A 22,875-nucleotide genomic window follows, 5' to 3' on the forward strand; every position below is an offset into this window, starting at 1 on the left:
CTACTCGTCTTGCTTTAACAGCTCGTCTTGCTTTAACAGCCATGCCGCCACGGCCCAAGTGGCGAGACAATCATCGTGGTTGTAATCAAAGATCCAACGCAGGGAATAGGAACTGCCGCGATCTTGAAGACCTGAACCACGCCACTGGCGCCACCAAAGCAGAGCTCGAGCTCCATCGACCCCCACCTGACGCCAACAAAATCCCAGCCAACTAGCCACGCACTTCAACCCATAGCTGTTTAAAGGCAATCGCCAATAACGCCGCACCCGATCGTGCACATCAATCATGCGCTTGCTCAGTGCACTCAACTCAGCCGCGTCAACTCCCTGCCGTTGAGCCATACGGCGAAGAGCCAGAGACTCCGTTTCGCCGTAATGCATCACTGGCCAGTCGGGATAACTCTTCAGCATGCGTTGCAACCGCTGCCAGCAACGTGCCTCGCCGTGCTCATAAAGCACCAAAAAGGGGTGATACTGCGCACCCTCTAAATCCCAACTGCCATCTGGCCTGCGGCCCAGCAGGACAAAACCATGCAGAAAATCATCGCGAGCATCTGGATCAGATTCGATGTCGTACAACAACACGCCAGGGGCAGTGGCCAATTCCGGCAAAGCTGATGCGAAATCCAAGCGCTCACAACGACCATCCCGCTGAGCGCGGGCCTGAGCGACAAGCTCACAAGCCACTTCCCCGTGCTGCTCACCGAAATGTTGCAAACGACTTCCGAGTTCATTCGGATCGGCTGCCGCTAACTCCTGCAAACCAAGGATCCCCAGTTCCTGAAGCATCTGCCGTCGACGAGTCCCGATACCGCTCACCTCACTGAGGTGTCCCTCTGCAGAAGCCACGGCATTGCAAACACCTCGCCAGGAACACAACTTGCACTTGCGCCGATCGGCAACCAAAGGCGGAGGCTCGCTCAGCTTGAGGTCTACGGCCAACTTGACCAGCACATCATCAAGCTGCCGCTGCAGCCCCCCCAGCAATGAAACTCGTTCCATGTGAAAACTGCGACCAGCTCCGGCCAAAGCCAATCCTTCAGGCACGGGAGCCGACTGCAGCGGTGCCAATAAACGACCAGCAAGGGCCAAAGCCAAGCGATGCTCTCTGGTCAATCGTCGACCCTGACGTGCAAGCACCGGTCGGTAAGCAAATGCCCCCCAACGACTTTGCCCCTCGACCCTCTGCAGCAATGGCGGATGGGCCTCCAATAACTGCCCCGCAGGACCAAACCCCTTAAGCCTCAGCCCCACCACCCCTGGGCATCCTTGACTGCAACCTTCTAGACCCCTGCATGGTTTGCGCGGCAACAAAGCAACAAAGTTGCGCTGCTGATCATCAAGTTGCAGAGTGCGGTGAGCAGTCCAGAGCCGTTGCTCTCCATCGCCATAACGGTCTAACCAAGCCCTACGACGACAGCGCAGCCAACTACGCAGCAAGCGATCAGTCAGAACGTTGGCAGCGAGAGGGGTGGCACCCATCAGTCGACGTTACGGCGCCTACCTGCTAGATCGAATCCATTAGTTGATCATTTATGGCATCGGCCCCCCTGCCGCTGGCCGCGGCCCCCATCCACTTCGGTACCGACGGTTGGCGCGGGGTCATCGGCGTGGATATCACAGTCGAAAGGTTGTTAACCGTTGCTGCTGCTGCTGCACAGGAGCTGGCCTATCGCGCACCCACAGAACTCAAAAGCCGCTCAGTGATCATCGGCTACGACCGCCGCTTTCTAGCTCCGGAAATGGCAGAGGCCATTGCTGCCGCCGTGCGCGGCTGTGAGCTGGAGCCCTTACTCACCGAAACGCCTGTGCCGACACCTGCCTGCAGCTGGGCAGTCGTTCAACATCAGGCCATTGGCGCCTTAGTGGTGACAGCCAGTCACAATCCGCCGGAATGGTTAGGGCTAAAAATCAAGGGGGCCTTTGGCGGCTCAGTGGAAGACACTTTCACCGCAGCGGTGGAACAGCGACTTGCTGCCGGAGGGATCTCAGTACCCATCAATGGGATTACCAAGCGATTTGATGGGCGTGGGCAGCATCTCAAAGGATTGCGAGAGAAGCTCGATTTAACGTCCCTGATCAAGGGCCTGCAGAAGATGGGGCTCAAGGTCATCATCGATCCGATGCACGGTTCAGCAGCGGGTTGCATTGCCGAGCTACTGGACCCGCACAACCAGGGCTTGGTTCAAGAAATTCGCGCCCAGCGCGACCCGTTGTTCGGCGGCAACCCGCCCGAACCCCTCGCCCCATATCTGAGCCAGCTGATCGCAGCTGTGCAGGCCTCCAGCGCTACCGGACAACCCGCCGTGGGTCTTGTGTTCGATGGCGATGGCGACCGCATTGCAGCCATAGATGAAGCTGGCAACTTCTGCAGCACCCAGCTGCTGATGCCCCTCCTGATTGACCACCTCGCCCGAGCCAAACAACTGCCAGGCAAGGTTGTAAAAACCGTGAGTGGCTCTGACCTGATGCGTCTAGTTGCTGAGGATCTAGGCCGGGAGGTGCTGGAACTACCGGTTGGTTTCAAATACATCGCCGCTGAAATGCTCAGCGGCGATGTGCTGGTGGGAGGTGAGGAATCAGGAGGGGTGGGCTTCGGAATGCACCTACCTGAAAGGGATGCCCTCTTTGCAGCCCTGCTTGTACTGGAAGCACTTGTGGAGGGAGGGCAGCCCCTCGGCGCACGCATGAAAGCCCTGCAAGAGCGTTGTAGGGGGAGCAGTTTTTACGAACGCTTTGATCTACGCCTTGCTGACATGGACTCGCGACAACGACTAGAAACGCTGCTTGAGCAAACCCCTCCAGCCACAGTTGCTGATCAACCCGTTCAGACCGTTATCCGTACAGATGGCGTGAAATTTCGACTTGGACCTAGCCACTGGTTGATGCTGCGTTTCTCCGGCACCGAACCCCTGCTCAGGATCTACTGCGAAGCTCCCAGCGAGACAGACGTCAAAGCAGCTCTGAACTGGGCAAAGCAGCTCGCAGAACGAACATGAGCAGCAATGAATTGACAGAGCGGGTGCTGGTGATCGCCAGCGGCAATGCTGGCAAAATCCGCGAGTTCCGTCAGTTGCTGGCTCACCTGCCGCTCAGCGTGCAAGCCCAACCCAAAGATCTTGCCGTGGAAGAAACAGGCCAGACCTTTGCAGAAAATGCACGCATCAAGGCCTTGACAGTTGCTCAAGCCACGGGGCAATGGGCCCTCGCAGACGACTCCGGACTCAGCGTAGAGGCACTGGCAGGCGCCCCTGGGGTGTATTCAGCCCGCTATGCCGCGAGTGATGCCCTAAGGATTGAGCGCCTACTACAAGAACTCAAAGGGATCGATGATCGCCGCGCTCACTTCAGCGCTGCTCTTTGCATCGCATCTGAAACGAGTGAAATTTTACTGGAGGTCGAAGGCCGCTGCGAAGGTTTGATCACCCACGCAGCTCGAGGAGAAAAGGGCTTCGGCTATGACCCGATCTTCGAAGTCGAGGCAACCGGCACAACCTTTGCAGAGATGACTATTGAGCAAAAACGCCAATGGAGCCACAGAGGTTGCGCCTTTGCCCTGTTAGATCCAGCCCTGCAAGAACTGCTCCACAAACAAAACAAGCCCTAATCGCGAGACCACCGAATCGCTAAACAATCAATCTGCTCTCAACTAAGGAATTGAGCAGATCGCTTGATGGTGTTGATCTGAAGCAAGGCAGCCAAAATGATCCCCAACAAAGCAAGGCTGCCGTAGGTCAACACCACCAGAGTTGTATTGCCGGGGGTCGATACCTGCAGCAATACCCCAGAGAGCATGATCATCAACGCTCCCATCAACGTGCCTGCTGTATTCACAAAAGCGACAACAAGAGCCGTTTGAGCTGGAGGAGCTGCAGCTTCTGCAAGAGGAAAAGCCAAAACACTCGTGCCAAGGCCCAGACCAAGAATGGCTCCAGCCAAAATCAAAACGATGACGGATTGAGGGTTGGTCGCCACCAAGACCAGCAGAGCGGAGGCGGCGCTGCAGCTGCCCGCCAACAAGATGGGAGCACGCCTGGACTGATGACTGCCAAGCCAACCTGCCCCAAGCATTCCTACGGATGTAAAGAGGGAAAGAACCATGCCGACGCCCACCTTGAGAGAACCGCTCCACCCCTCAACATCGGACAGCAAGCCATATTGACAAAAGCCAAAAAGAGTTCCAGCACCCCAGGCATAAATCAAGGCCGCATGAACAACCTTCTTGATGGCATCGGCACTCCAGCGCCCTGAATTATCAGCAACTTGGCGTTCGCGGATCGATTGGCTTGGCTTTGCACGACTCTGCTGCGAGCTGGCAACAACCACGACAACTAACGGTGTTGCCACCAGCAAAGCCAGCACCATGATCTGCAACGTCACCTGCTGCCGCCAGGAGCCCAAATGGATCAACACAGGCATCAAGGCAGCCAAGGCGGCGCCAAAACCAAGCAGGCTGTCGGTAGCACCCATCGCCAAGGCAAAACGCTGCGACGGCAGGGTTCGCCTCGCAAGCAGCCCTGAGGCCGGGAAGGCAACAGCACAAGCAAGACCCATGCCAGCGCGGCTGATGATCAAGCCATCAAGGGTTTCAGCTCGAGCGAAGGCCAGTGTCAGTGCAGTAGCCGTGATGGCACCGAGTAACAGCCAACGTTCGGCACGGCCACGATCCAACACCCAACCGACAGGAATCTGAACGAGGCCATAGGGCAGCAGGAAGGCTCCCCCCACAACGGCAACATCAGCAGAGGAGAGAGCAAGCTCATCAGCGAGCGATTGATCGAAATATTGAAAGCTCGTTTCAGACCAAACCATCCAGGCCACGAAGAGCAGGCTGAGGATCCAAAGCAAGCGATCGCGCATCAAGTCATTGAAGACATCCAGGAGAATGTATTGGCTGCGAATCTGTTTGTCTTCAAGACAAGCAGTAATCGAGATTCAGCGTGAGCGACTGGCGCGGCTGCGGTGCTTCGTCGGGATTGAAGCGTGAGCTTGCTGCTTTTGAAAAACTGAGCCGACGTATCGAGCCATCACCGCGCTGATCAATGCGCAGCAATCGCACCTGCTTGAAGCCAAGTGCATCAGAGGTAGTTTCAGCCTGATGCTTGCCCTGCTGTAGAGCCCTACGCAACAACTGATTCTTCAATTGCTGTTCGCTAGCAAGATCAGCACGTGAAGACATGCCTTGCAAATCAACACCAGGCAACCTGCCTGCGATCTGAATCAACGCGTCGTAATTGGATCGGCCCACCTCCCCACTGACGCTGGTAAAAGCACGCTGCAAGCGTGGTTTGCCGCTGTTGCCATCAATGGCATAACTGCGCGGAGCAGGAATCTTGAGATCGCCCAGGCTGAGTGACCGCACGCGACTACGAACTGTGGCTAAGCGCTGATTGAGCTGATCCATTGCTGCCGATGAAGTTTTCCCCTCGGCTTCAACTTGCAAGGAGAAACGAAAGCGATCTGATCGCAGCTCGCCACTTTCACGAACAATAAGCTGCAGCAAAGTGCCATCACATCGAAGCTCACCAGCATGAGCAGGCGAGCTTGCTAAGCCCATCAATCCACTCGTGCTAACAAGCAAGCCAAACATCAAGGGAGAGCACAACAATCGCATCGAAGCTGAAAACATTAGACAGTGAGCTCTCTAACTTAGGTCTAGCGCCCTTGAGCCATCAAAGTGTGAATGAATTACATAGCAAAAACGTCAATTCACAACTAAACATGACTGGAGAGCAATGGATTCCCTTTTACTTTCTCCAACAAAATTGACCAATTAAATAGCAATGATCCCAAGTCAACACAAAATCGCAAAGCTTTGCAGCGCCTATAAAATATTGGGCTATCATCAATAAATACAGACTTTACAGTGATGGGCAATCAGATCTCTCCAAATCCAAATCCAGTAGGCACTATATATGCTGTAGGAGATGGTGATTAGAACGAGGAATTTTATCAAAATCTTGGCACGCCGGACAGCGATGGCTTCACGCTGAACAACAACCACATACTGCATAACTTCGGCCGTGGCAAGCCAAGCAACAACTACTATTTGAACAACAACAGCAACACCTCCCTAAATAACTACTCCCTGCTGAATAATAATGCCGATTGCGAGCTAATCGACTATGGCTGGCTAAGAAATTACAACGGCACGCTGAACAGCAGCGGATGGCTGTGCACCTACAACAGCGGCAGGCTGAAGAACGAGGGCGGTGCAACGCCAATCAACGACGGGACTATTGACAATTCAAACAATTATTTGGGCGCAAAAAGTTTTATTAATCGGGGATACTATTCAGGAAATAGCAAAATTATAGGCAGCTGGATTGATCACGGCCAAGTCAAACCAGGCAGCTCGACTGGCGGAATGTTGGTTGATGGCAGCTACTACAAGAAAGGTGGCTCTACAGAAATAGAACTAGGAGGTACACTCGGTGGATGGTGGAAATTTACAGAATTCGATCGGATTGAGATTACTGGCGATCTAGAACTTGCCGGGGATTTACGTGTCTTAGCGATCAATGATTTACAGCTTTCTGCTGGTGATTCATTTGTAATGACTAGAGTTGATGGAGGTCTCGATGGTCAATATGATGGTCTCAATGAGGGAGATTCAGTCGGGAGTTTTGAAAGTGATAACAGCGGCATCCTTGAGCTCTTCGTGACTTATAAAGGAGGCGATGGCAATGATATTGAGCTGTATACGGAATCAGTCTCTGGTGTTCTTCCTGAGAGCTTGCGTGAACCAAAAATCATTGGTTCTGATGCTGATGATTCCTTAACTGGAACCTCTGCAGATGAAGTGATCTTTGGTGGTAGTGGTGATGATATTTTACTAGGAGGCGGTGGAGATAATCAAGTTACTGGAGGGAATGGCGATGATCGGCTATATGGTGGTTTCGGTGATGACATTCTCAAAGGTGATCGAGGCGCTGATCCCTACAAGCTGAGTCGTGGTAATGATGTGATCATCGCCTTTTCATTCGCTGAAAACGATCGCATCTCTGTAGCAGATGGAGTGAACCTTTCCTTTAAGCAAGTTGGTGATGATCTATTGATCACAGCAGATGGCATTCACACCACCTTGAAGGATGTTGATAAGGGTGAGTTTCTCGCCGCTGATGTGATTGACTTTATCTAGTCAACCAACCAAACCCTTAAGTTCAGAGCGAACAAATTCCAAATAAGCTTGGAATTTGTTCGCCAATCAACACCCTAAACTCAATCAATAAATCAATCAGCAGTAACCCAACTGCCATGTAATCCGTATGGAATGGTTATAGGCATCTCAAGCACTGCCTGCTCGCTTAAATCGTTTGCATTCAAAATCAACAACTGACTGGCACGACGCTCTCCATTCCATACAAAAACCAACAGCCAACCATCATCCTCAGCTTCACTGCCAGGGCGTGGCACCATCAATGGCTCACTGACAAATCCACGCGGCGCTGCACTCCATAAGCATTGATCACCATTGCTCAAATCCAGTTTTTTGATCGCCTGTAGGGGGGCATAGCCGGTTTCACGCTCTGCCACAGCCATCCATGCATAACGAGCCGACAACCCTTCTCGGCGTGGATTGACCATCGCAAATTCACAACAACGCTCACTAAAGCGCTTGGTTTCAATTCCTTTACCCAAAAGATTGATGCGGCACTGCTCTAATCGACCCTCAGGGAAAAAGTCAAAGTCCATCGAGAGGAAGTCCTCGCCGGGATCAATCGAGGGGTAATCGCTGTAGTAAATGCTCTCCAACACCAACTCATCCCCCTCCTCCCAAGCATTGAGATGGTGAAAAACAAAACCATCGGGAGCATCAAAGATGCGCGGCGGCTGCCCAGCAAAAGTGCCGCAATCCCGAGGAATCAACCAAAACTTTGCCTGGCCTCCAGGCTTAGACGTTAAACATTGCGCCGCACCCTTCTGACCCAGAACAAACGGCAACGGATTGAAGTTGATCGCATTCTGCAAAAAGAGCGTCCAGTTGGGAGTAATCGCGAAGTCATGCAGAAAAGCAAAACCCTTAAAACTGTCTGTGCGATCACTGATGAGGCGTCCCGCATCTGGCCCCTGAGTGGCAAACTCCATCAGCCTGATCTTGCTAGTCGGCCCTGTGTTCACACCAAAGGTGACCATGCGAGGTTCGCCATGGTGGCCAGGATCGAAGCGGGGATGAGCGCTAAAAGCCTCTCCAGGCTTCAGCACCCCATTGAGACTCGAAAGCCCATGGGTTTCCAGGCTGACAGGGTCAAGCGCATGCGGACCAGCCGCCTCCCAAAGAGCCAGTAACTGATCACCAAGTTGAACCACTTGGGTATTGGCAATGTTCTTGAAACGCACGTCAAAAGCATTCGCCTTCGCCCCACCACGCTTCTGCGTGCCAAACACCCCCCGATAAAGGAAGCGACCGGCCTTTTCCTCTTCCTGCCAGTATTTCGTTCGCACAAAGCGATTACTCAGCGTGGCCTTGCTATCGCTGAATCGCACAGCAGTGATCATGCCGTCACCATCAAAAGGGTGATGCACCCATTGCCCATCGCGTTCAAACCTGCCTGGACCATTGCGATAGTGGCTGCCTTGCAGTTCAGCTGGAATCTGTCCCCTCAGGGGACTTAAAGACACAGCATTGAGCTCTTGCTCAACATTGCAATAACCACTTGCCCAGTCATCCCGATCAAACCCGCCGGGTACATCTATTGAGGTCGCGGACACTGTTGAAGGGCTATCGCTCACTGTGCTCACTGCAAGGCTGATCAAGATTGACCAATCCTTACGCAAAAGGGCTTACAGCCGCGAGCGAGGAAATCCCCACTCCCCAAGCATTCAGCTCTTCTGCCCGCCAGCCTGCTCCAGCACACCCTTGCTGCTAGGTACTGCACCGGCCCTTCGCGGGTCGATTTCAATTGCCATGCGCAGAGCTCTGGCAAAGGCCTTGAAACAGGCTTCAACGATGTGGTGGGAATTGGTGCCTGCCAACTGGCGAATATGCAGGGTGAGGCCGCTGTTGTTCACAACTGCCACGAAAAACTCCTTCACCAACTCGCTGTCGTAGCTACCAATGCGCTGAGAGGGAATTTGCAGGCCATAACTGAGATGAGGTCTACCGGAGCAATCCAGAACGACCTGAACCAACGCCTCATCGAGTGGTGCCACAAAATGACCGAAGCGGTGGATGCCACGTCGATCTCCAAGCGCCTGAGATAGGGCCTGACCAACAGCAATACCCACATCCTCATTGGTGTGATGGTCATCGATGTGGGTGTCACCAGTCGCGGTGATCTCTAAATCCAGCAGGCCATGGCTGGAAAGCTGGTGAAGCATGTGATCGAGGAAGGCGACCCCCGTAGAAACGTTGCACTCACCACAGCCATCAAGCCCAACACGAACAAGCACGTCGGTTTCAGCGGTGACGCGATGAACATCCCCCTGCCTTAGCGACGTCATGATGCCCATCCAAATGAAGTCATGCTGCCAGTCAAATCACATTCCGTTAATGCAGTAACCAGCATCCACATAAAGCGTCTGACCGGAGATACCACTGGAAAGATCGCTCAGCAAGAACGCGGCTGTATTGCCAACTTCGATCTGGGTCACAGTGCGACGCAAGGGAGCCTTTTCTTCAACGTTATGAATCATCTCGAGGATGCCGCCGATCGCAGAACTAGCCAAGGTGCGAATTGGGCCAGCACTGATCGCGTTCACACGCACCTGCTTATCAGGGCCAAGTTCTGCAGAGAGATAACGCACTGAAGCCTCCAGAGCAGCCTTGGCAACACCCATCACGTTGTAATTCGGAATGGCACGATCTGCACCGAGATAGGTCAACGTCACAACCCCTGCACCATCACTAAACAAAGGCTTGGCGTGATGACAAAGCGGGGCCAGCGAGTAGGCACTGATCTCCAAGGCGCGTGCGAATCCCTCGGCCGAGGTGGCGCTGTAATCACCCACCAATTCTTCCTTGCCTGCAAAGGCAAGACAATGGACCAAACCATCCAACTGGCCCCACTGCTGGGCAATCACAGCAAACACCTCCTCGATCTGATTGCTGTCCTGCACATTCAAAGGCAAAAACAAACTGGGTTCTAGAGGAGCAGTGAGATCGCGCACCTTGCCTTCCGAACGGCCCCTTTCATCCGCCAAATAGGTGATTCCCAGCTCAGCGCCGGCGGCTTTCAACTGTTGAGCGATGCCCCAGGCAATGGAACGGTTGTTGGCGATACCTGTGACGAGGATCTTCTTACCGCTTAGATCGAGAAGCATCAGAGCGAACGCACTAGGGAACATTGGCAGCGATTCTCTCCCATGCCACGCCGAGTTTCACTGGATGCCCCGAATAAGGTCGCCAAGAGTTCTATTCGATCAGCTTCCAGACCAGTTGCCGTTTAACAACTCCTCCTGAAGCTTCCTCTCTTCTTCTGGATCCCTGAGCAGGTCTTCTTCCTCCAACGCAGGCAATCTCAAAGGCTTCACCTGATCAGCAGCGCGGGGCGGCTCCTGCCAACGCCATCTCGCCCTAGGTGCCCGATCAACACAAAGAGCCTTCAGCTCACGCTTCAAGACACGGCGGACATCCCCGCGGGCCACTACCACGAAAAATTCCTTGCGAGACGCAAGCCCTGAGCTGAATGGGGCATTGCCATTGCCATTGAAAAGCCTTGCAGGGTCTGGCAACCAACGGGGCGTACAGATCCCTGGATCACTGGTGTCCGTTTCGAGAAAGAGATGTACGCCATAGCCATCAGGCTCACTCACCACCGCCAGGCCGTCATGAGCTTGATGCCGCTGCAAGGGATAAATAGCCCAGCTGGGCTTGGAAGACGACGTCATACAGCCGTTAAGCACTACGGCCAAAGCCACTAACAGGAAGGTCTTTCCTTTTGCATTGACTTGCTTCACGGCATTGATGCAGCCATGCAAAGTCATCCTGAACCAGCATTGAAGGGCTGCTTTCCCAACATGGCCCTCACTCCCTCGACGATGCTGCCTCTCAGGACCCCCTTACCGGCGTTTGAATTGAAGGTGGTACCCGGCACCAATCTTGAGATCGATGGCGGGCTTGGCGCCCTGAACACAATCAACACAAGCAACCTGCCAACCAAGCCCCTCCTGCTGATGGCGCTCTGCGCCCACTGCCCTTTCGTGAAACACATTGAAAAAGAACTGACCCATCTTGATCAGGACTACGGAGATTCCGTGCAGCTACTGGCTATCGCCAGCAACAGTCTGATCACTCATCCCCAAGACGGTCCTGAGCAGCTCGCAGCTCAGGCCAAGCAACAAGGCTGGCGTTTCCCTTATCTACTGGATACTGACCAAAGCCTCGCCAAGGCCCTACAAGCCGCCTGCACACCAGACTTCTTCCTCTTTGCTCCCTCTCCACAAGGACAGCAGCGACTCTGCTACCGCGGCCAACTGGATAACAGCCGCCCTGGGAACGATGCACCTGTGACTGGATCGGACCTACGTGCTGCCTTAGATGCCGTTTTGAACGGGCAGGATGCCTCTCCCCACCAGCAGGCCTCAATCGGCTGCAACATCAAGTGGCACCCAGGACAAGAGCCCCCCTGGTTCGGCTGATCTGCCACTTCAAAAGCTGCTAAACCGTCTTCGGCTCGGCTTAAGGTGCTTCTCATGCAGGTGCCCCCTTTTAGCCTTACTCAACAGCTAGCCGAACTGGGGCCTGACCTTGATGAGGCGGTCTTGCGCGTGCTGCGCAGTGGCCAATACATCGGCGGCACCGAAATTGAATCTTTTGAACAAGCCTTTGCTAACTCCCTTGGCGTGCCTTATGTCGTTGGTTGTAACAGCGGCACCGATGCTTTGGTCCTGGCCCTGAGGGCACTGGATATCGGAGCAGGAGATGAGGTGATCAGCTGTTCTTTCAGCTTTTTTGCCACTGCCGAGGCAATCAGTTCGGTCGGCGCCACACCTGTCTTCGTGGACGTCGAAGCGGACACCTATCTCATCAACCTGGAACAAATCGAAGCAGCAATAACCCCAGCCACCCGTGCTCTTTTACCAGTTCATCTTTTCGGCCGCCCCGTCAACATGGAGCAGCTGATGGCCATCGCCAACAAACATGGGCTGAAAGTGATCGAAGATTGTGCCCAAGCCAGTGGTGCAGCGTGGAACGGACGGTCTGTAGGCAGTTGGGGCGATGTGGGCTGCTTCAGCTTCTTTCCCACCAAAAACCTTGGCGGCGCTGGCGATGGTGGAGCCGTCAGCACACATGACGCAAAGCTTGCTCAGCGAATGCGAGAACTCGCTGTTCACGGAATGCCGCGTCGATATTTGCATACAGAACTTGGCTACAACAGCCGACTGGATGCACTGCAAGCCGCAGTTTTAAACGTGAAACTACCAAGGCTTTCTTGCTGGGTTGAAAAGCGACAAGCCATCGCGACCCGTTATCAAACGTTGCTCACAAACCTTCCTTGCCTCGAGCTTCCAGATCAAACAAAAGCAAGCCATCTGCAACATGCATGGAACCAATTCGTGGTGCGGGTAACGAGCTGCCCAATGAACCAAAGCAACTCTGAGAGCCTTGGCAAACCGTCAAAAAACAATGGCAGCAATACCCTGCCGGATAGCAGTTGCCGTGATTGGCTCAAACAAAGTCTTTTAGAACATGGCATTAACACCATCATTTACTACCCAATCCCGATCCATCTCCAACCGGCCTATGAAGGCCTAAGCCAAGGCCCAGGCAGCCTGCCGGTCACTGAACAGCTTTGCAGTCAAGTGCTGAGCTTGCCGATCTTCCCAGAATTGAGCGAAGAGCAGCAGCAACAGGTTGTCTCTATGTTGCACAAGCTGCTGAGTCCAGCAACCACAACTCACATGAGCAAGGTTGCTTAAAAAGCCTTATTTAATACCTGCTATTGCTTGTTATTAGGCACAACCTCCATAGATAAATACTGCTTCGCAGTAATACCAGAACAACCAGCGGGATAGTGATCTTTAGAGACCCAACAACTGACGCGCCCGATACCAAGCGGTAATGCTCTTGCCATCCAGAGCTTCATCACCACTAGCTAAGCAAGCATCGAATTCAGCTGGGGTCATATGCAGCACCTCAAGATCCTCGTCTTCATCACCAGCAGGAGATTCGCTCAGGGCTTTAAGGTCTCGGGCCAGAAAAAGGTGTATGACTTCATCGGAGTAGCCAGGACAAGGCAGCATCTGCCCCAAAGAATCCCAGCGAGCTGCGCTGTAGCCAGCCTCCTCTGCCAGTTCCCGCTCCATCGAAGCCTGGGGATCTTCACCATCCTCAAGCGTGCCAGCAGGAAATTCCAGGATGCGGCGGGCTACCGCAAAGCGGTACTGACGAAGCACCACAACCCTGCCATCGGCAGTGATTGGCACCGCTAAGGAAGCACCAGGATGGCGAATCAGACCAAAGAGACCCTGTACCCCAATCGGCAGCTCAAAACGGTTGATCTCAAAACGAATCTTTCTTGCCTCTAGCGCTGCTGTGGTTTCCAACAGCAAAGATGGCTCAGGGGGCGGAAGAGGCACCATGTTGACCACAAACAAAGAACTCCCAGCATGGTGGCTGATGACCAGACAAGGACTTGAATTGCGCCACCCCTATTCAAGCCAGTCCAAATCAGGGGGAATACGGCGCGGCACCTGAGCCACTCCCGTTAGGGCCGCTGCAAGTGGCACCACGACAAAACTTCGTTCAATCAGACGGGGGTGAGGAAGGATTAGGGCCTCGTGCTGAACCTGTAGTGCGCCCCAGGCAAGCAAATCAAGATCCAGTGAACGCGATTCCCAGCGCATCAACTCTGCCTGGCGATCTCGTCCGAAGCGCTTCTCCAGGGCCAGCAGTCTGGCTAACAAGGACAGCGCAGCCGCTTCACAAGGCTGCAACAAAGCAAGCCGCGGCCCATCCACCACAACTACCGCATTGATGTAGACAGGCTGCTCCGGTGGACCGCCAACGGGGTCGGTCTCAAATAATGGCGACCAACGGCAACGCAAACCTGCAGGATTCACCCTTTCGCCCGATGCCTCTCCAAGCGATGTTGAGAGCCACTCATGGATGGTCTGCTCTAACTCAGGTCGCACTGCCCTCAAGGTGGCAGGTGGAGGTCCAAAAGCACTAGCCAAATTGGCTCCTAGTGCCACAGCTAACGTGCTTGGAGCAGAATAAGCAGTAGAAACTCCGAGTTGATCAGCGAGACTGGCGCACACGTCATCGAGCCGGGGGGACTCCATGGTTGCAAGCGGATCGGCCGCAACTGCCAACACAAGGTCCAGAGATCGAGCAGGCCAGGACATGGCCACTCGTGCTTTTCCTCTTGCCGCAATTACAGGCCATGGAACGCTCAAGCTTTCACTGCTCCTAGCAGCGGTTGATCCAGAACTGGGTGGGGTGGTGATCGCCGGCGGCCGCGGCACTGGCAAATCGGTCTTGGCACGGGGACTGCATGCACTGCTACCGCCAATCGATGTGCTCGATCTGGAAGCCCTTAGCAAAGATCAGCAGACTTCACAAATTCATCGCCCCATTGGTCTCAACCTGGATCCAAAGCTCCCTGAGGAATGGGACGAAGCCAGCCAACGCCTGATCACGAAACAGGGCGCCACCGATGAGGAGAACTCAAAGGAGCCACTGCCGAGCCGTGTGATCCCAGCACCCTTTGTGCAAGTTCCAATTGGCATCACTGAAGACAGACTTGTTGGCGCTGTAGACGTCACGGCCTCCCTAACCAGTGGAACCCCTGTCTTCCAACCTGGACTACTAGCAGAAGCCCATCGGGGAGTGCTCTATCTCGATGAGCTCAATCTGTTGGATGACGGCATCGTCAACCTCATGCTGGCGGCAGTGGGAGCCGGCGAAAACCGAGTAGAGCGAGAAGGACTCAGCCTCAGCCATCCCTGCCGTCCACTACTGATTGCTACTTACAACCCTGAAGAAGGGGCAATGCGCGACCACCTATTGGACCGTTTCGCCATCGCTCTCTCCGCCGACCAGCTGATCAGCAACGAGCAACGTGTTGAGATCACCGAGGCAGTACTCGCCCATGGCCAATGCAGTGTCAGCTTCGCTGCAAAGTGGTCCCAGGAGACCGAAGCACTAGCAACTCAACTGCTACTGGCTCGTCAATGGCTGCCCGATGTACAAATCAGCCACGCACAGATCAAATATCTGGTCAATGAAGCCATTCGTGGAGGCGTGGAAGGGCATCGCTCTGAGCTTTATGCAGTACGCGTGGCACGGGCCCACGCGGCTCTCAGCGGCCGAGACCAGGTTGAAGCAGACGACCTCCAAGTCGCCGTGCGGCTGGTGATTGCACCGCGTGCATTGCAATTGCCGCCTCAAGAGGAGCAAATGGAGCCCCCCCCGCCAGAGCAACAGCAAGCACCGCCACCACCAGATCAATCGCAAGAAGACACTTCTGAAGAGGATGAAGAGGATGACGAAGACACCCCTGAAGAGCAGACATCACCACCGGTTCCAGAAGAGTTCATGCTTGATCCAGAAGCAATTGCAATCGATCCAGACCTTTTGCTGTTTTCTGCAGCCAAGTCGAAAAGTGGAAACAGTGGGAACCGTTCGGCAGTCCTCAGTGACAGCCGTGGCCGCTACGTCAGGCCCATCATCCCTCGTGGCCCTGTTCGACGTATCGCCGTCGACGCGACATTAAGAGCTGCGGCCCCATATCAAAAAGCTCGGCGATCCAGACAGCCGGATCGCACAGTGATTGTCGAAGAAGGAGATCTGAGAGCCAAGTTGCTGCAACGCAAGGCTGGTTCACTCGTCATTTTCCTTGTTGATGCAAGCGGTTCGATGGCTCTAAATCGCATGCAGGGCGCCAAGGGAGCAGTCATTCGCTTACTCACCGAGGCCTATGAGAACCGAGATGAGGTTTCACTCATCCCATTCAGAGGAGAACAAGCGGAGGTTTTACTGCCTCCAACCAAATCGATTACTGCAGCAAAAAGAAGGCTAGAAGTGATGCCCTGCGGCGGCGGTTCTCCTCTTGCCCATGGTCTTACCCAGGCTGCTCGTGTGGGTGCTAACGCATTGTCTAAAGGAGATCTCGCCCAAGTTGTCGTTGTTGCCATCACGGATGGACGCGGCAATGTGCCTTTAGCGACCTCACTAGGTCAGCCACAACTTGAAGGAGAAGAGCCACCGGATCTAAAGCAGGAATTACTGGATGTAGCGAGCCGCTACCGCAGTCTGGGGATCAAATTGCTAGTCATCGACACCGAGCGTAAGTTCATCGGCAGTGGCATGGGCAAGGACCTAGCAGAAGCCGCCGCCGGCAAATACGTCCAACTGCCAAAGGCAACTGATCAAGCGATTGCCGCCATCGCAATGGAAGCAATAGGCCAGGTCAAATAAGACTTAAGCCTATGCATTGATCACGTATATAAGCTCTAAAGAGCTTATTACTTCAAGGTCTATTACCACCAGCTTGGGCCGGGTAAAGCTCATTAAAAAACTCACCAAGGCCAATCGTAACGCTACGCAAAGCATTCATGAATTGCGGATCATTCGTAAGCTTTTCCACATCTCCACCCACTGCATCAAACTTTTTAGTAAGCGAGCGAGCGTAACTCACAGTCTGCTTGAGATCATTAACTGTTTTCGGGTTATCGAATGCTTCAACCACATTGTTGATATGGCCGGTTGCCAGATTGAGATTGGTAATCATCGGTTCAGCTCGAGCCACCTCATCCTTGAGCTGACTCATTAATTTGGAGACATCTTCGGCGGTGGTCTCAATCTGCTTGGTGGAATCAACCAAATACGTGACCAACTTCTGCTTATCTACCTCTTGCAGAATGCGCTCAAGTGTCTCTGTCACTGAAGAGATACTCACCGGAGGCTTACCCACAATCGTTGCCCCGTTACACAACACCTTGCTGCCAGAACAATCCATTGATCGAGGCAGGGGAGCATTAGCAGACAACGGCTGACCAAGACTCACCAACGCCACCTGAGAATCACCCCCAAGCAATGAACTAGAGGCCACCTTGGCGACAACCGGCTTGGAAAGGCGCAGATCACCCTTATTGATTTCGAGGGTGGCCCGCACAGCTTGGGAAGTCACATCGATTTTGACGACAGTGCCCACCAAGATGCCGCGATAAGTCACGGGGGAACGTTCAGCAAGACCTGTTGCATCGGGGAAGTTCACCTTGATACTCCAAACCTTGGCGCCAAGACGCACACCCCTTAACCAGAGCAAGGTTCCTGCAAAGGCAACCACTGCTCCAACGATGGAGAATCCGACAATCGCATCACGAACGCTGCGTCGCATAGACATCAATGCTCTTCAGGTTGCATTGGCCCGCGAAGACTACCGGTACGGAACTGTTCAACATAAGGATTATCCGTCTTACCGAAGTCTTCTATAGAGCCAGCCCAGTGAAACTTGCCTCCATAAAGCATAACCACCCTTTCTGCAGAACGTTCAATCGTGCTGCGTACATGGCTCACCACTACCGAACAACCTCTAGCCACTGTGGTGGTCTTAACAATTAAATCTTCAATTCGTGTGCACGCCACAGGATCAAGGCCAGCAGTTGGCTCGTCATAAAGCAATAGCGGCATCGCTCCGCTCTCCCGATCAGGATCATCAATCAGGGCCCTAGCAAAACTTACTCGTTTCTGCATGCCACCACTGAGCTGGCCTGGAAGTAGATCAGCCACATCGTAAAGCCCTACAGCTTCTAGACAAGCCATGGCTCGCTCACGAATCTCCTTCTGCTTAATGCGCCCCCCCCGCATCAACAAAAACCCCACGTTCTCCTCAACCGTGAGGGAGGCCAGCAACGCTGGGTTTTGAAAAACAAGGCGCACATCAGGGGGTTGCTCCTGATCAAGACGCAAATAAGCCTGCTGCTCACCAAAGAGACGAAGCTCTCCGCTGGTAGGCAACTCCAAACCTGCCAGCAACCGCAACACCGTGGACTTACCAGCACCAGAGGGCCCCACGACCGCCAAGCGTTCCCCAGGCTGCATGACCAAGTTGACCTGATCAAGCACTGGCCATTGTCCCCACTGCATGGTGAGATCACACATCTCGACCACGGGGGTGGCGTTTGACACAAATACCCTGTGCTGGGAACCGAGTCATTGTGCCCGGGATGTCGAAGAAGGAAAGCTTTCGTACAGTTGCGTTAAAGACCTATGGCCGGTTTGTCCCCGCGCATGTGACCTCGCCCAAACACCGCTTTACTCAGCGCCGCTCTCATCAGCGCCGCGCCAGTATCAAAGGGATAAAGGCTGCTAGCGAAAGGGGTCTAATGATCCGTTCTCGCAGAGCAGTGAGTTGGCTCCTACCTGGACTGGTCGTCAAGCGCTGGCTGCTCACTTCGGGCCTGGGCCTTCTTATGGCACTTCTAGGAGCAGCCATCTGGGCAGACCTCAAGCCCATCTACTGGATCATCGAGACCCTCGTCTGGCTACTGGGAACAATCACAACTGTGCTGCCACGCAGCATTACAGGTCCTTTAGTGGTCTTAATCGGAGCCGCCCTAGTGCTATGGGGACAAAGCCGCAGCTTTGGTTCGATCCAACAAGCACTAGCGCCCGACAAGGACACCGTGCTCGTTGACGCCCTTCGTGCCAAAAGCAAACTCAACCGCGGCCCTAACATCGTCGCCATCGGAGGAGGAACAGGCCTCTCCACTCTGCTGAGTGGCCTGAAGCGCTACAGCAGCAACATCACAGCGATCGTCACAGTGGCTGACGATGGCGGCAGTAGCGGAGTCTTGCGTCGCGAACTTGGTGTTCAGCCCCCAGGCGACATTCGCAACTGCCTGGCTGCACTCTCAACAGAAGAACCCCTGCTCACACGACTGTTTCAATATCGTTTCTCAGCAGGTAGTGGCCTAGAGGGCCACAGCTTCGGCAATCTCTTTCTCTCTGCACTATCAGCCATCACGGGCAATCTAGAGACAGCCATCACAGCGTCTAGTCGAGTCCTCGCAGTTCAGGGTCAGGTCGTTCCCGCTACCAATGCAGATGTACAGCTCTGGGCGGAACTGGAAAACGGCCAGCGCATTGAAGGGGAATCAGCGATCGGCAAGGCCCCAAGTCCAATCGTGAGGCTTGGCTGCTTGCCCGCACAACCGCCAGCCCTGCCCCGCGCGCTAGAGGCAATCTCTAATGCAGACCTGATTCTTCTAGGACCTGGCAGCCTCTATACATCACTATTACCCAATTTGCTTGTACCGGCCTTAGTTCGAACCATCCAGCAGAGCCGAGCACCGAAGCTTTACATCTGCAACTTAATGACTCAACCCGGGGAAACAGATGGCCTGGATGTTGTTGGTCACCTAAGAGCAATCGAAGCCCAACTCGCCAGCCTGGGCATCAGCCAGAAACTATTCAATGCCGTATTGGCCCAGGATGACATAGGAGAATCCCCATTGGTGAAGCACTATCAAGCACGAGGCGCTGAACCGGTCAACTGTGATGCTCAAGCACTCATCGCCAAGGGCTATGAGTTGATGCAAGCTCCATTGCAAGGGAAAAGGCCTCGCGCAACACTGCGCCATGACCCACGTAGCCTTGCCCTAGCGGTGATGCGCTTCTATCGAAAGTATAAAAAGAATGCTCAATAAGCATCCTGCATCTCATAAAAGTCTGGCTGCACATAATCTTTCCGCAGTGGCCAGCCCTTCCAGTCTTCAGGCATTAGCAACCTTTTCGGATGGGGATGTCCCTCAAAGTTGATGCCGAACATGTCAAAGGTTTCCCGCTCCTGCCAGTCAGCTCCGCGAAACAAGCCGTAAATCGATGGGAGCGAAGGTGTGTCTTCACGGGATAAAAACACCTTGAGGCGTACCTCACGGACCTTGGCCGCTGTCGACGACGAATCTCCCTCCCCCATCTTTGCAACCATTTCAGCCATGGCGACGAGATGGTAGAAGCAGACCAGCTGCTGGCCAGGGCCTTCGTCATAGCCACCCTGGCATTGAAGATAATCAAAACCATCAGCCTTGAGAGCTGAAACGATCACCTGCAGGAACATCGACTCCACACCAATCACCTCCACACCAAGATGATCAGGATCAAGCAACTGATGCTCAAAACCCTGCTGGTTGAGCCAGCGGCTTACAGGCCCCGGTTCCGGACACGCCGGCACCGGGGGGGTGGAAGGGGTCTCGCTCATGACTCGTAGGTTGATGAAGACTGAGAAGCTGGGCTGGCATCAATTTCAGAGGTGTTCAACTCCGCAGCCATTGGTAGCCCAGCACCAGGCGTCAAGGCAGCTTTCTGGGTATCAGCACTCAAGTAGGCCCCGGTGACAATTGGCTCAACTCGCTTCATTTGATGGGGCACTGTGAAGTAGCGATGGGTCTGGGCAATCTTGATCCGCTCAGCAACCGATTCATCACCCACTTTTTTACGTAACTTGATCACCGCATCAAAAATTGCTTCAGGGCGAGGTGGGCACCCTGGGAGATACAGGTCTACGGGGATGAGCTTGTCTACTCCACGCACAGCGGTAGTGGAGTCAGCACTGAACATGCCACCAGTGATCGTGCATGCACCCATAGCAATCACGTATTTAGGCTCAGGCATCTGCTCATAAAGCCTGACCAGGGCTGGAGCCATCTTCATGGTCACCGTGCCCGCAACGATCAGGAGGTCAGCCTGTCGAGGAGAGCTTCGGGGCACCAAGCCAAAACGGTCAAAATCAAACCGTGATCCAATCAGAGCAGCAAACTCGATAAAGCAACACGCGGTGCCATACAGCAACGGCCAGAGACTGCTAAGCCGAGCCCAATTGTGTAGATCGTCCAGGCTTGTGAGAATGATGTTCTCACTCAAGTCACTAGTCACACTGGGAGCGCCAACAGGGCCACAACTCGCTGCACGCAAGTCACGTACGGCATCGATGGAGGGGGTCACTGACATGAAATCAACTCCACTCGAGGGCACCCTTGCGCCAGGCATAAGCCAGTGCAACAAGAAGGATGGCAATAAAAATAAGGGCTTCGATGAAAGCCAATAGACCTAAGCGATGAAATGCCACAGCCCAGGGATAAAGGAAAACGGTTTCCACATCAAAGATGACGAAAACTAAAGCGAACATGTAGTAGCGAATGTTGAACTGAATCCAGGCACCACCAATGGGCTCCATCCCTGATTCATAGGTCAGCTCCCGCTCGCCGGTACGACTGCGAGGCGCCAAGAGCTTGTTGGTGACAAGCGCCAAGATCGGGACTGCTGCTGAGATCAGCAGAAAGCCGAGAAAAGCGTCATAACCCGGCAGCGCAAACATGGACAAGTACGACTTGCTTCTCAGTCTGGCATTCACTGCCATGGGCTAACGCCGATAGAGTTATCCCACCTGACAGTGCAGCTGTGAGCGACAAAACCACACCTGCCGAAGACTCGACAGAAGCCGAATCAGTTGCTCAAACTGACGTTGATGGTATGGCCACAGACACCATCGCCTCAGCAGAGTCCGACACCGATCAGCTCACCCATCGCTTTGAGTGCCGCAGTTGCGGTTACGTCTATGACCCAGAAGAAGGAGTCAAGAAGCTTGGCATCAGTTCCGGAACAGCTTTCAAGGATCTCGATCCAACCAACTTTCGTTGCCCCGTATGCCGTGCCCGCATCGACGCCTTCAAAAACATCGGTCCTCGCAGTGCACCTAGCGGCTTTGACCAAAACCTCAACTACGGCATTGGCGTCAACCGCTTAACACCAGGGCAAAAGAATGTCCTGATCTTTGGAGGCCTGGCACTGGCCTTCGCCTTCTTCCTCTCCCTCTACTCACTGCGTTAACGCATCCCTGCCATGAGCCGCCTGTTCTCGAAAATTTTCAACCTTCTGCTGATTGCGGCCATCGGGTTCGGCCTCAGTGGGTGCGTCACCAGCCGGCTTCCGGTCGCCAGCACCAGCCCATGGCAACCCTTGGAGTTGAACACTGAGTCAAATCCACTGGACATCAGTTTCTCTGACGCCAACCACGGCTTCGTTGTTGGTACCAACCGCTTAATCATGGAATCCAATGATGGTGGTGTCAGCTGGAAGAAGCGCAGCTTGGATCTTGAAGAGGATGAAAACTTCCGGCTCATCAGTATCGATTTCAACGGCAATGAGGGTTGGATCGCTGGGCAGCCAGGGCTGGTGATGCACAGCACTGACGCCGGCAAGAACTGGTCACGCCTGAAGCTTGAAAACAAACTCCCAGGCGATCCATATCTGATTACCAACCTAGGTCCAAATAATGCTGAGCTTGCCACCAACGCAGGTGCCATCTATCGCACAAGCGATGCTGGCACCACCTGGAAAGCAACTGTGAGTGAAGCGGCAGGTGCAGTGCGCGACCTCAGGCGCAGTGCAGCTGGCAATTACGTGAGCGTAAGCAGTCTCGGCAATTTCTTCTCCACCTTGGATGTAGGCCAGGATGTTTGGCAAAACCATGAGAGGGTCAGCAGCAAGCGGGTGCAGAGCCTGGGTTATCAACCCAACGGTGAACTATGGATGGTGGCCAGGGGGGCCGAGATCCGCCTGAACGATCAACCCGGAAACGTCGACAGCTGGGGGAAAGCGATGATTCCAATTACCAATGGCTACAACTACCTAGATCTGTCCTGGGATCCCAACGGGGGCATCTGGGCAGCGGGCGGCAACGGAACTCTTATTAAGACTCTGGATGACGGAAAAAGCTGGCAGATCGATCCCATGGGTGACACACAGCCCTCGAACTTGATCAGGATCCTGTTCGACACCAGCTCTGAAAGCCAAGCCAAAGGGTTTGTTCTTGGGGAACGAGGCCACCTTCTGCGCTGGGTGGGCTAAGGCTTGACCTAGAGCCAAATGAGCAACGCTCTGTAACCATGCCGTTCACCAGACGCAGTGTTGAGGCTCAGCCTTATAGG

At 54.1% G+C, this 22,875-nt stretch carries 23 protein-coding genes; 9 read left to right on the forward strand and 14 right to left on the reverse strand.

What is annotated here, in order from left to right:
• Nucleotides 1-1,482, reverse strand: a complete 1,482-nt coding sequence (locus SIB41_RS09280) for a TM0106 family RecB-like putative nuclease (protein WP_413358373.1) — start codon at nt 1,480-1,482, stop codon at nt 1-3.
• A 53-nt stretch (nt 1,483-1,535) separates the two neighbouring features.
• On the opposite strand from SIB41_RS09280, the gene SIB41_RS09285 reads away from it, so the two are divergent.
• The gene (locus tag SIB41_RS09285; RefSeq protein ID WP_011131238.1) at nt 1,536-2,999 is read left to right on the forward strand and encodes a phosphoglucomutase/phosphomannomutase family protein; all 1,464 of its coding nucleotides are present in this window, start codon (nt 1,536-1,538) and stop codon (nt 2,997-2,999) included.
• On the forward strand, nt 2,996-3,607 hold the full coding sequence (gene rdgB / locus SIB41_RS09290) for an RdgB/HAM1 family non-canonical purine NTP pyrophosphatase (protein ID WP_413358375.1): 612 nt from the start codon (nt 2,996-2,998) through the stop codon (nt 3,605-3,607). The genes SIB41_RS09285 and rdgB overlap by 4 nt, the downstream gene beginning before the upstream one ends.
• Nucleotides 3,608-3,645: 38 nt before the next feature.
• Here the strand turns inward: rdgB and SIB41_RS09295 are convergent, their stop codons facing one another.
• Together SIB41_RS09295 and SIB41_RS09300 are read right to left on the reverse strand one after the other, a co-directional pair.
• Nucleotides 3,646-4,860 (reverse strand): MFS transporter, encoded by a 1,215-nt coding sequence (locus SIB41_RS09295; protein ID WP_413358377.1) that lies wholly within the window; start codon nt 4,858-4,860, stop codon nt 3,646-3,648.
• Nucleotides 4,861-4,912: 52 nt separating this feature from the next.
• Nucleotides 4,913-5,629: an SIMPL domain-containing protein gene (locus SIB41_RS09300; protein ID WP_413358379.1), complete on the reverse strand. Its 717-nt coding sequence runs from the start codon at nt 5,627-5,629 to the stop codon at nt 4,913-4,915.
• 420 nt (nt 5,630-6,049) lie between these two features.
• On the opposite strand from SIB41_RS09300, the gene SIB41_RS09305 reads away from it, so the two are divergent.
• The gene (locus tag SIB41_RS09305) at nt 6,050-7,141 is read left to right on the forward strand and encodes a calcium-binding protein (RefSeq protein ID WP_413358381.1); all 1,092 of its coding nucleotides are present in this window, start codon (nt 6,050-6,052) and stop codon (nt 7,139-7,141) included.
• Nucleotides 7,142-7,233: 92 nt separating this feature from the next.
• Here SIB41_RS09305 and SIB41_RS09310 read toward each other — a convergent pair whose 3' ends face one another.
• The 4 genes from SIB41_RS09310 to SIB41_RS09325 all read right to left on the reverse strand — a co-directional run bounded on the left by SIB41_RS09310 (nt 7,234) and on the right by SIB41_RS09325 (nt 10,926).
• The gene (locus SIB41_RS09310) at nt 7,234-8,733 is read right to left on the reverse strand and encodes a carotenoid oxygenase family protein (RefSeq protein ID WP_413361495.1); all 1,500 of its coding nucleotides are present in this window, start codon (nt 8,731-8,733) and stop codon (nt 7,234-7,236) included.
• A 90-nt stretch (nt 8,734-8,823) separates the two neighbouring features.
• On the reverse strand, nt 8,824-9,453 hold the full coding sequence (hisB, locus tag SIB41_RS09315; RefSeq protein WP_413358383.1) for an imidazoleglycerol-phosphate dehydratase HisB: 630 nt from the start codon (nt 9,451-9,453) through the stop codon (nt 8,824-8,826).
• A gap of 27 nt (nt 9,454-9,480) precedes the next feature.
• Entirely contained in the window at nt 9,481-10,263 is a 783-nt protein-coding gene (gene fabI / locus SIB41_RS09320; protein ID WP_011131247.1) for an enoyl-ACP reductase FabI, read from the reverse strand.
• Between the two features lie 99 nt (nt 10,264-10,362).
• The gene (locus SIB41_RS09325) at nt 10,363-10,926 is read right to left on the reverse strand and encodes a hypothetical protein (RefSeq protein ID WP_413358385.1); all 564 of its coding nucleotides are present in this window, start codon (nt 10,924-10,926) and stop codon (nt 10,363-10,365) included.
• A 33-nt stretch (nt 10,927-10,959) separates the two neighbouring features.
• Between SIB41_RS09325 and SIB41_RS09330 the strand changes: the two genes are divergently transcribed.
• Nucleotides 10,960-11,580, forward strand: coding sequence for a thioredoxin family protein (locus tag SIB41_RS09330; protein WP_413358387.1), 621 nt, complete (start codon nt 10,960-10,962; stop codon nt 11,578-11,580).
• 54 nt (nt 11,581-11,634) lie between these two features.
• Complete coding sequence (locus tag SIB41_RS09335; protein WP_413358389.1) at nt 11,635-12,861, forward strand: DegT/DnrJ/EryC1/StrS family aminotransferase; 1,227 nt, start codon at nt 11,635-11,637, stop codon at nt 12,859-12,861.
• Nucleotides 12,862-12,963: 102 nt separating this feature from the next.
• Here SIB41_RS09335 and SIB41_RS09340 read toward each other — a convergent pair whose 3' ends face one another.
• Both SIB41_RS09340 and folK read right to left on the reverse strand, forming a co-directional pair.
• Nucleotides 12,964-13,524 (reverse strand): NUDIX hydrolase, encoded by a 561-nt coding sequence (locus tag SIB41_RS09340; protein WP_041375232.1) that lies wholly within the window; start codon nt 13,522-13,524, stop codon nt 12,964-12,966.
• A gap of 69 nt (nt 13,525-13,593) precedes the next feature.
• Nucleotides 13,594-14,226: a 2-amino-4-hydroxy-6-hydroxymethyldihydropteridine diphosphokinase gene (folK, locus tag SIB41_RS09345; RefSeq protein ID WP_413358391.1), complete on the reverse strand. Its 633-nt coding sequence runs from the start codon at nt 14,224-14,226 to the stop codon at nt 13,594-13,596.
• On the opposite strand from folK, the gene SIB41_RS09350 reads away from it, so the two are divergent.
• Entirely contained in the window at nt 14,225-16,363 is a 2,139-nt protein-coding gene (locus tag SIB41_RS09350; protein WP_413358394.1) for a putative cobaltochelatase, read from the forward strand. The two genes, folK and SIB41_RS09350, sit on opposite strands and share 2 nt — an antisense overlap.
• 52 nt (nt 16,364-16,415) lie before the next feature.
• Here the strand turns inward: SIB41_RS09350 and SIB41_RS09355 are convergent, their stop codons facing one another.
• Both SIB41_RS09355 and SIB41_RS09360 read right to left on the reverse strand, forming a co-directional pair.
• Nucleotides 16,416-17,291: an MlaD family protein gene (locus SIB41_RS09355; protein WP_413361497.1), complete on the reverse strand. Its 876-nt coding sequence runs from the start codon at nt 17,289-17,291 to the stop codon at nt 16,416-16,418.
• Nucleotides 17,291-18,034, reverse strand: a complete 744-nt coding sequence (locus SIB41_RS09360; RefSeq protein WP_063416927.1) for an ABC transporter ATP-binding protein — start codon at nt 18,032-18,034, stop codon at nt 17,291-17,293. The genes SIB41_RS09355 and SIB41_RS09360 overlap by 1 nt, the downstream gene beginning before the upstream one ends.
• A 239-nt stretch (nt 18,035-18,273) precedes the next feature.
• Here SIB41_RS09360 and SIB41_RS09365 point away from each other — a divergent pair, with 239 nt between their 5' ends.
• Nucleotides 18,274-19,596: a gluconeogenesis factor YvcK family protein gene (locus tag SIB41_RS09365; protein ID WP_413361499.1), complete on the forward strand. Its 1,323-nt coding sequence runs from the start codon at nt 18,274-18,276 to the stop codon at nt 19,594-19,596.
• Here the strand turns inward: SIB41_RS09365 and SIB41_RS09370 are convergent.
• From SIB41_RS09370 to SIB41_RS09380, 3 genes are read right to left on the reverse strand one after another with little or no spacing between them, the layout of a single operon-like run.
• Entirely contained in the window at nt 19,590-20,147 is a 558-nt protein-coding gene (locus tag SIB41_RS09370) for an NAD(P)H-quinone oxidoreductase subunit J (RefSeq protein ID WP_413358397.1), read from the reverse strand. The genes SIB41_RS09365 and SIB41_RS09370 overlap by 7 nt on opposite strands.
• Nucleotides 20,144-20,896, reverse strand: coding sequence for an NADH dehydrogenase subunit K (locus tag SIB41_RS09375; RefSeq protein WP_063407331.1), 753 nt, complete (start codon nt 20,894-20,896; stop codon nt 20,144-20,146). The genes SIB41_RS09370 and SIB41_RS09375 overlap by 4 nt, the downstream gene beginning before the upstream one ends.
• A gap of 4 nt (nt 20,897-20,900) precedes the next feature.
• Nucleotides 20,901-21,263: an NAD(P)H-quinone oxidoreductase subunit 3 gene (locus SIB41_RS09380; protein ID WP_011131259.1), complete on the reverse strand. Its 363-nt coding sequence runs from the start codon at nt 21,261-21,263 to the stop codon at nt 20,901-20,903.
• 83 nt (nt 21,264-21,346) lie between these two features.
• Here SIB41_RS09380 and SIB41_RS09385 point away from each other — a divergent pair, with 83 nt between their 5' ends.
• Both SIB41_RS09385 and SIB41_RS09390 read left to right on the forward strand, forming a co-directional pair.
• The gene (locus SIB41_RS09385) at nt 21,347-21,775 is read left to right on the forward strand and encodes a rubredoxin (protein WP_413358399.1); all 429 of its coding nucleotides are present in this window, start codon (nt 21,347-21,349) and stop codon (nt 21,773-21,775) included.
• Nucleotides 21,776-21,787: 12 nt separating this feature from the next.
• On the forward strand, nt 21,788-22,795 hold the full coding sequence (locus SIB41_RS09390) for a photosynthesis system II assembly factor Ycf48 (protein ID WP_413358402.1): 1,008 nt from the start codon (nt 21,788-21,790) through the stop codon (nt 22,793-22,795).
• Nucleotides 22,796-22,875: the final 80 nt, after the last annotated feature.

This window comes from Prochlorococcus sp. MIT 1201 (assembly GCF_047303415.1).
Lineage (GTDB): Bacteria > Cyanobacteriota > Cyanobacteriia > PCC-6307 > Cyanobiaceae > Prochlorococcus > Prochlorococcus marinus_D.

Coding starts and splice junctions, on each gene's coding strand:
- SIB41_RS09300 (WP_413358379.1), bottom strand. CDS start 5,629: ATGTTTTCAGCTTCGATGCGATTGTTGTGCTCTCCCTTGATGTTTGGC.
- SIB41_RS09370 (WP_413358397.1), bottom strand. CDS start 20,147: ATGAGCGAGACCCCTTCCACCCCCCCGGTGCCGGCGTGTCCGGAACCG.
- SIB41_RS09285 (WP_011131238.1), top strand. CDS start 1,536: ATGGCATCGGCCCCCCTGCCGCTGGCCGCGGCCCCCATCCACTTCGGT.
- SIB41_RS09295 (WP_413358377.1), bottom strand. CDS start 4,860: ATGCGCGATCGCTTGCTTTGGATCCTCAGCCTGCTCTTCGTGGCCTGG.
- SIB41_RS09390 (WP_413358402.1), top strand. CDS start 21,788: ATGAGCCGCCTGTTCTCGAAAATTTTCAACCTTCTGCTGATTGCGGCC.
- SIB41_RS09375 (WP_063407331.1), bottom strand. CDS start 20,896: ATGTCAGTGACCCCCTCCATCGATGCCGTACGTGACTTGCGTGCAGCG.
- SIB41_RS09355 (WP_413361497.1), bottom strand. CDS start 17,291: ATGTCTATGCGACGCAGCGTTCGTGATGCGATTGTCGGATTCTCCATC.
- rdgB (WP_413358375.1), top strand. CDS start 2,996: ATGAGCAGCAATGAATTGACAGAGCGGGTGCTGGTGATCGCCAGCGGC.
- SIB41_RS09360 (WP_063416927.1), bottom strand. CDS start 18,034: ATGCAGTGGGGACAATGGCCAGTGCTTGATCAGGTCAACTTGGTCATG.
- SIB41_RS09330 (WP_413358387.1), top strand. CDS start 10,960: ATGGCCCTCACTCCCTCGACGATGCTGCCTCTCAGGACCCCCTTACCG.
- SIB41_RS09325 (WP_413358385.1), bottom strand. CDS start 10,926: ATGACTTTGCATGGCTGCATCAATGCCGTGAAGCAAGTCAATGCAAAA.
- SIB41_RS09335 (WP_413358389.1), top strand. CDS start 11,635: ATGCAGGTGCCCCCTTTTAGCCTTACTCAACAGCTAGCCGAACTGGGG.
- SIB41_RS09350 (WP_413358394.1), top strand. CDS start 14,225: ATGGTTGCAAGCGGATCGGCCGCAACTGCCAACACAAGGTCCAGAGAT.
- SIB41_RS09365 (WP_413361499.1), top strand. CDS start 18,274: ATGATCCGTTCTCGCAGAGCAGTGAGTTGGCTCCTACCTGGACTGGTC.
- SIB41_RS09280 (WP_413358373.1), bottom strand. CDS start 1,482: ATGGGTGCCACCCCTCTCGCTGCCAACGTTCTGACTGATCGCTTGCTG.
- folK (WP_413358391.1), bottom strand. CDS start 14,226: ATGGAGTCCCCCCGGCTCGATGACGTGTGCGCCAGTCTCGCTGATCAA.
- hisB (WP_413358383.1), bottom strand. CDS start 9,453: ATGGGCATCATGACGTCGCTAAGGCAGGGGGATGTTCATCGCGTCACC.
- SIB41_RS09380 (WP_011131259.1), bottom strand. CDS start 21,263: ATGTTTGCGCTGCCGGGTTATGACGCTTTTCTCGGCTTTCTGCTGATC.
- fabI (WP_011131247.1), bottom strand. CDS start 10,263: ATGCTTCTCGATCTAAGCGGTAAGAAGATCCTCGTCACAGGTATCGCC.
- SIB41_RS09340 (WP_041375232.1), bottom strand. CDS start 13,524: ATGGTGCCTCTTCCGCCCCCTGAGCCATCTTTGCTGTTGGAAACCACA.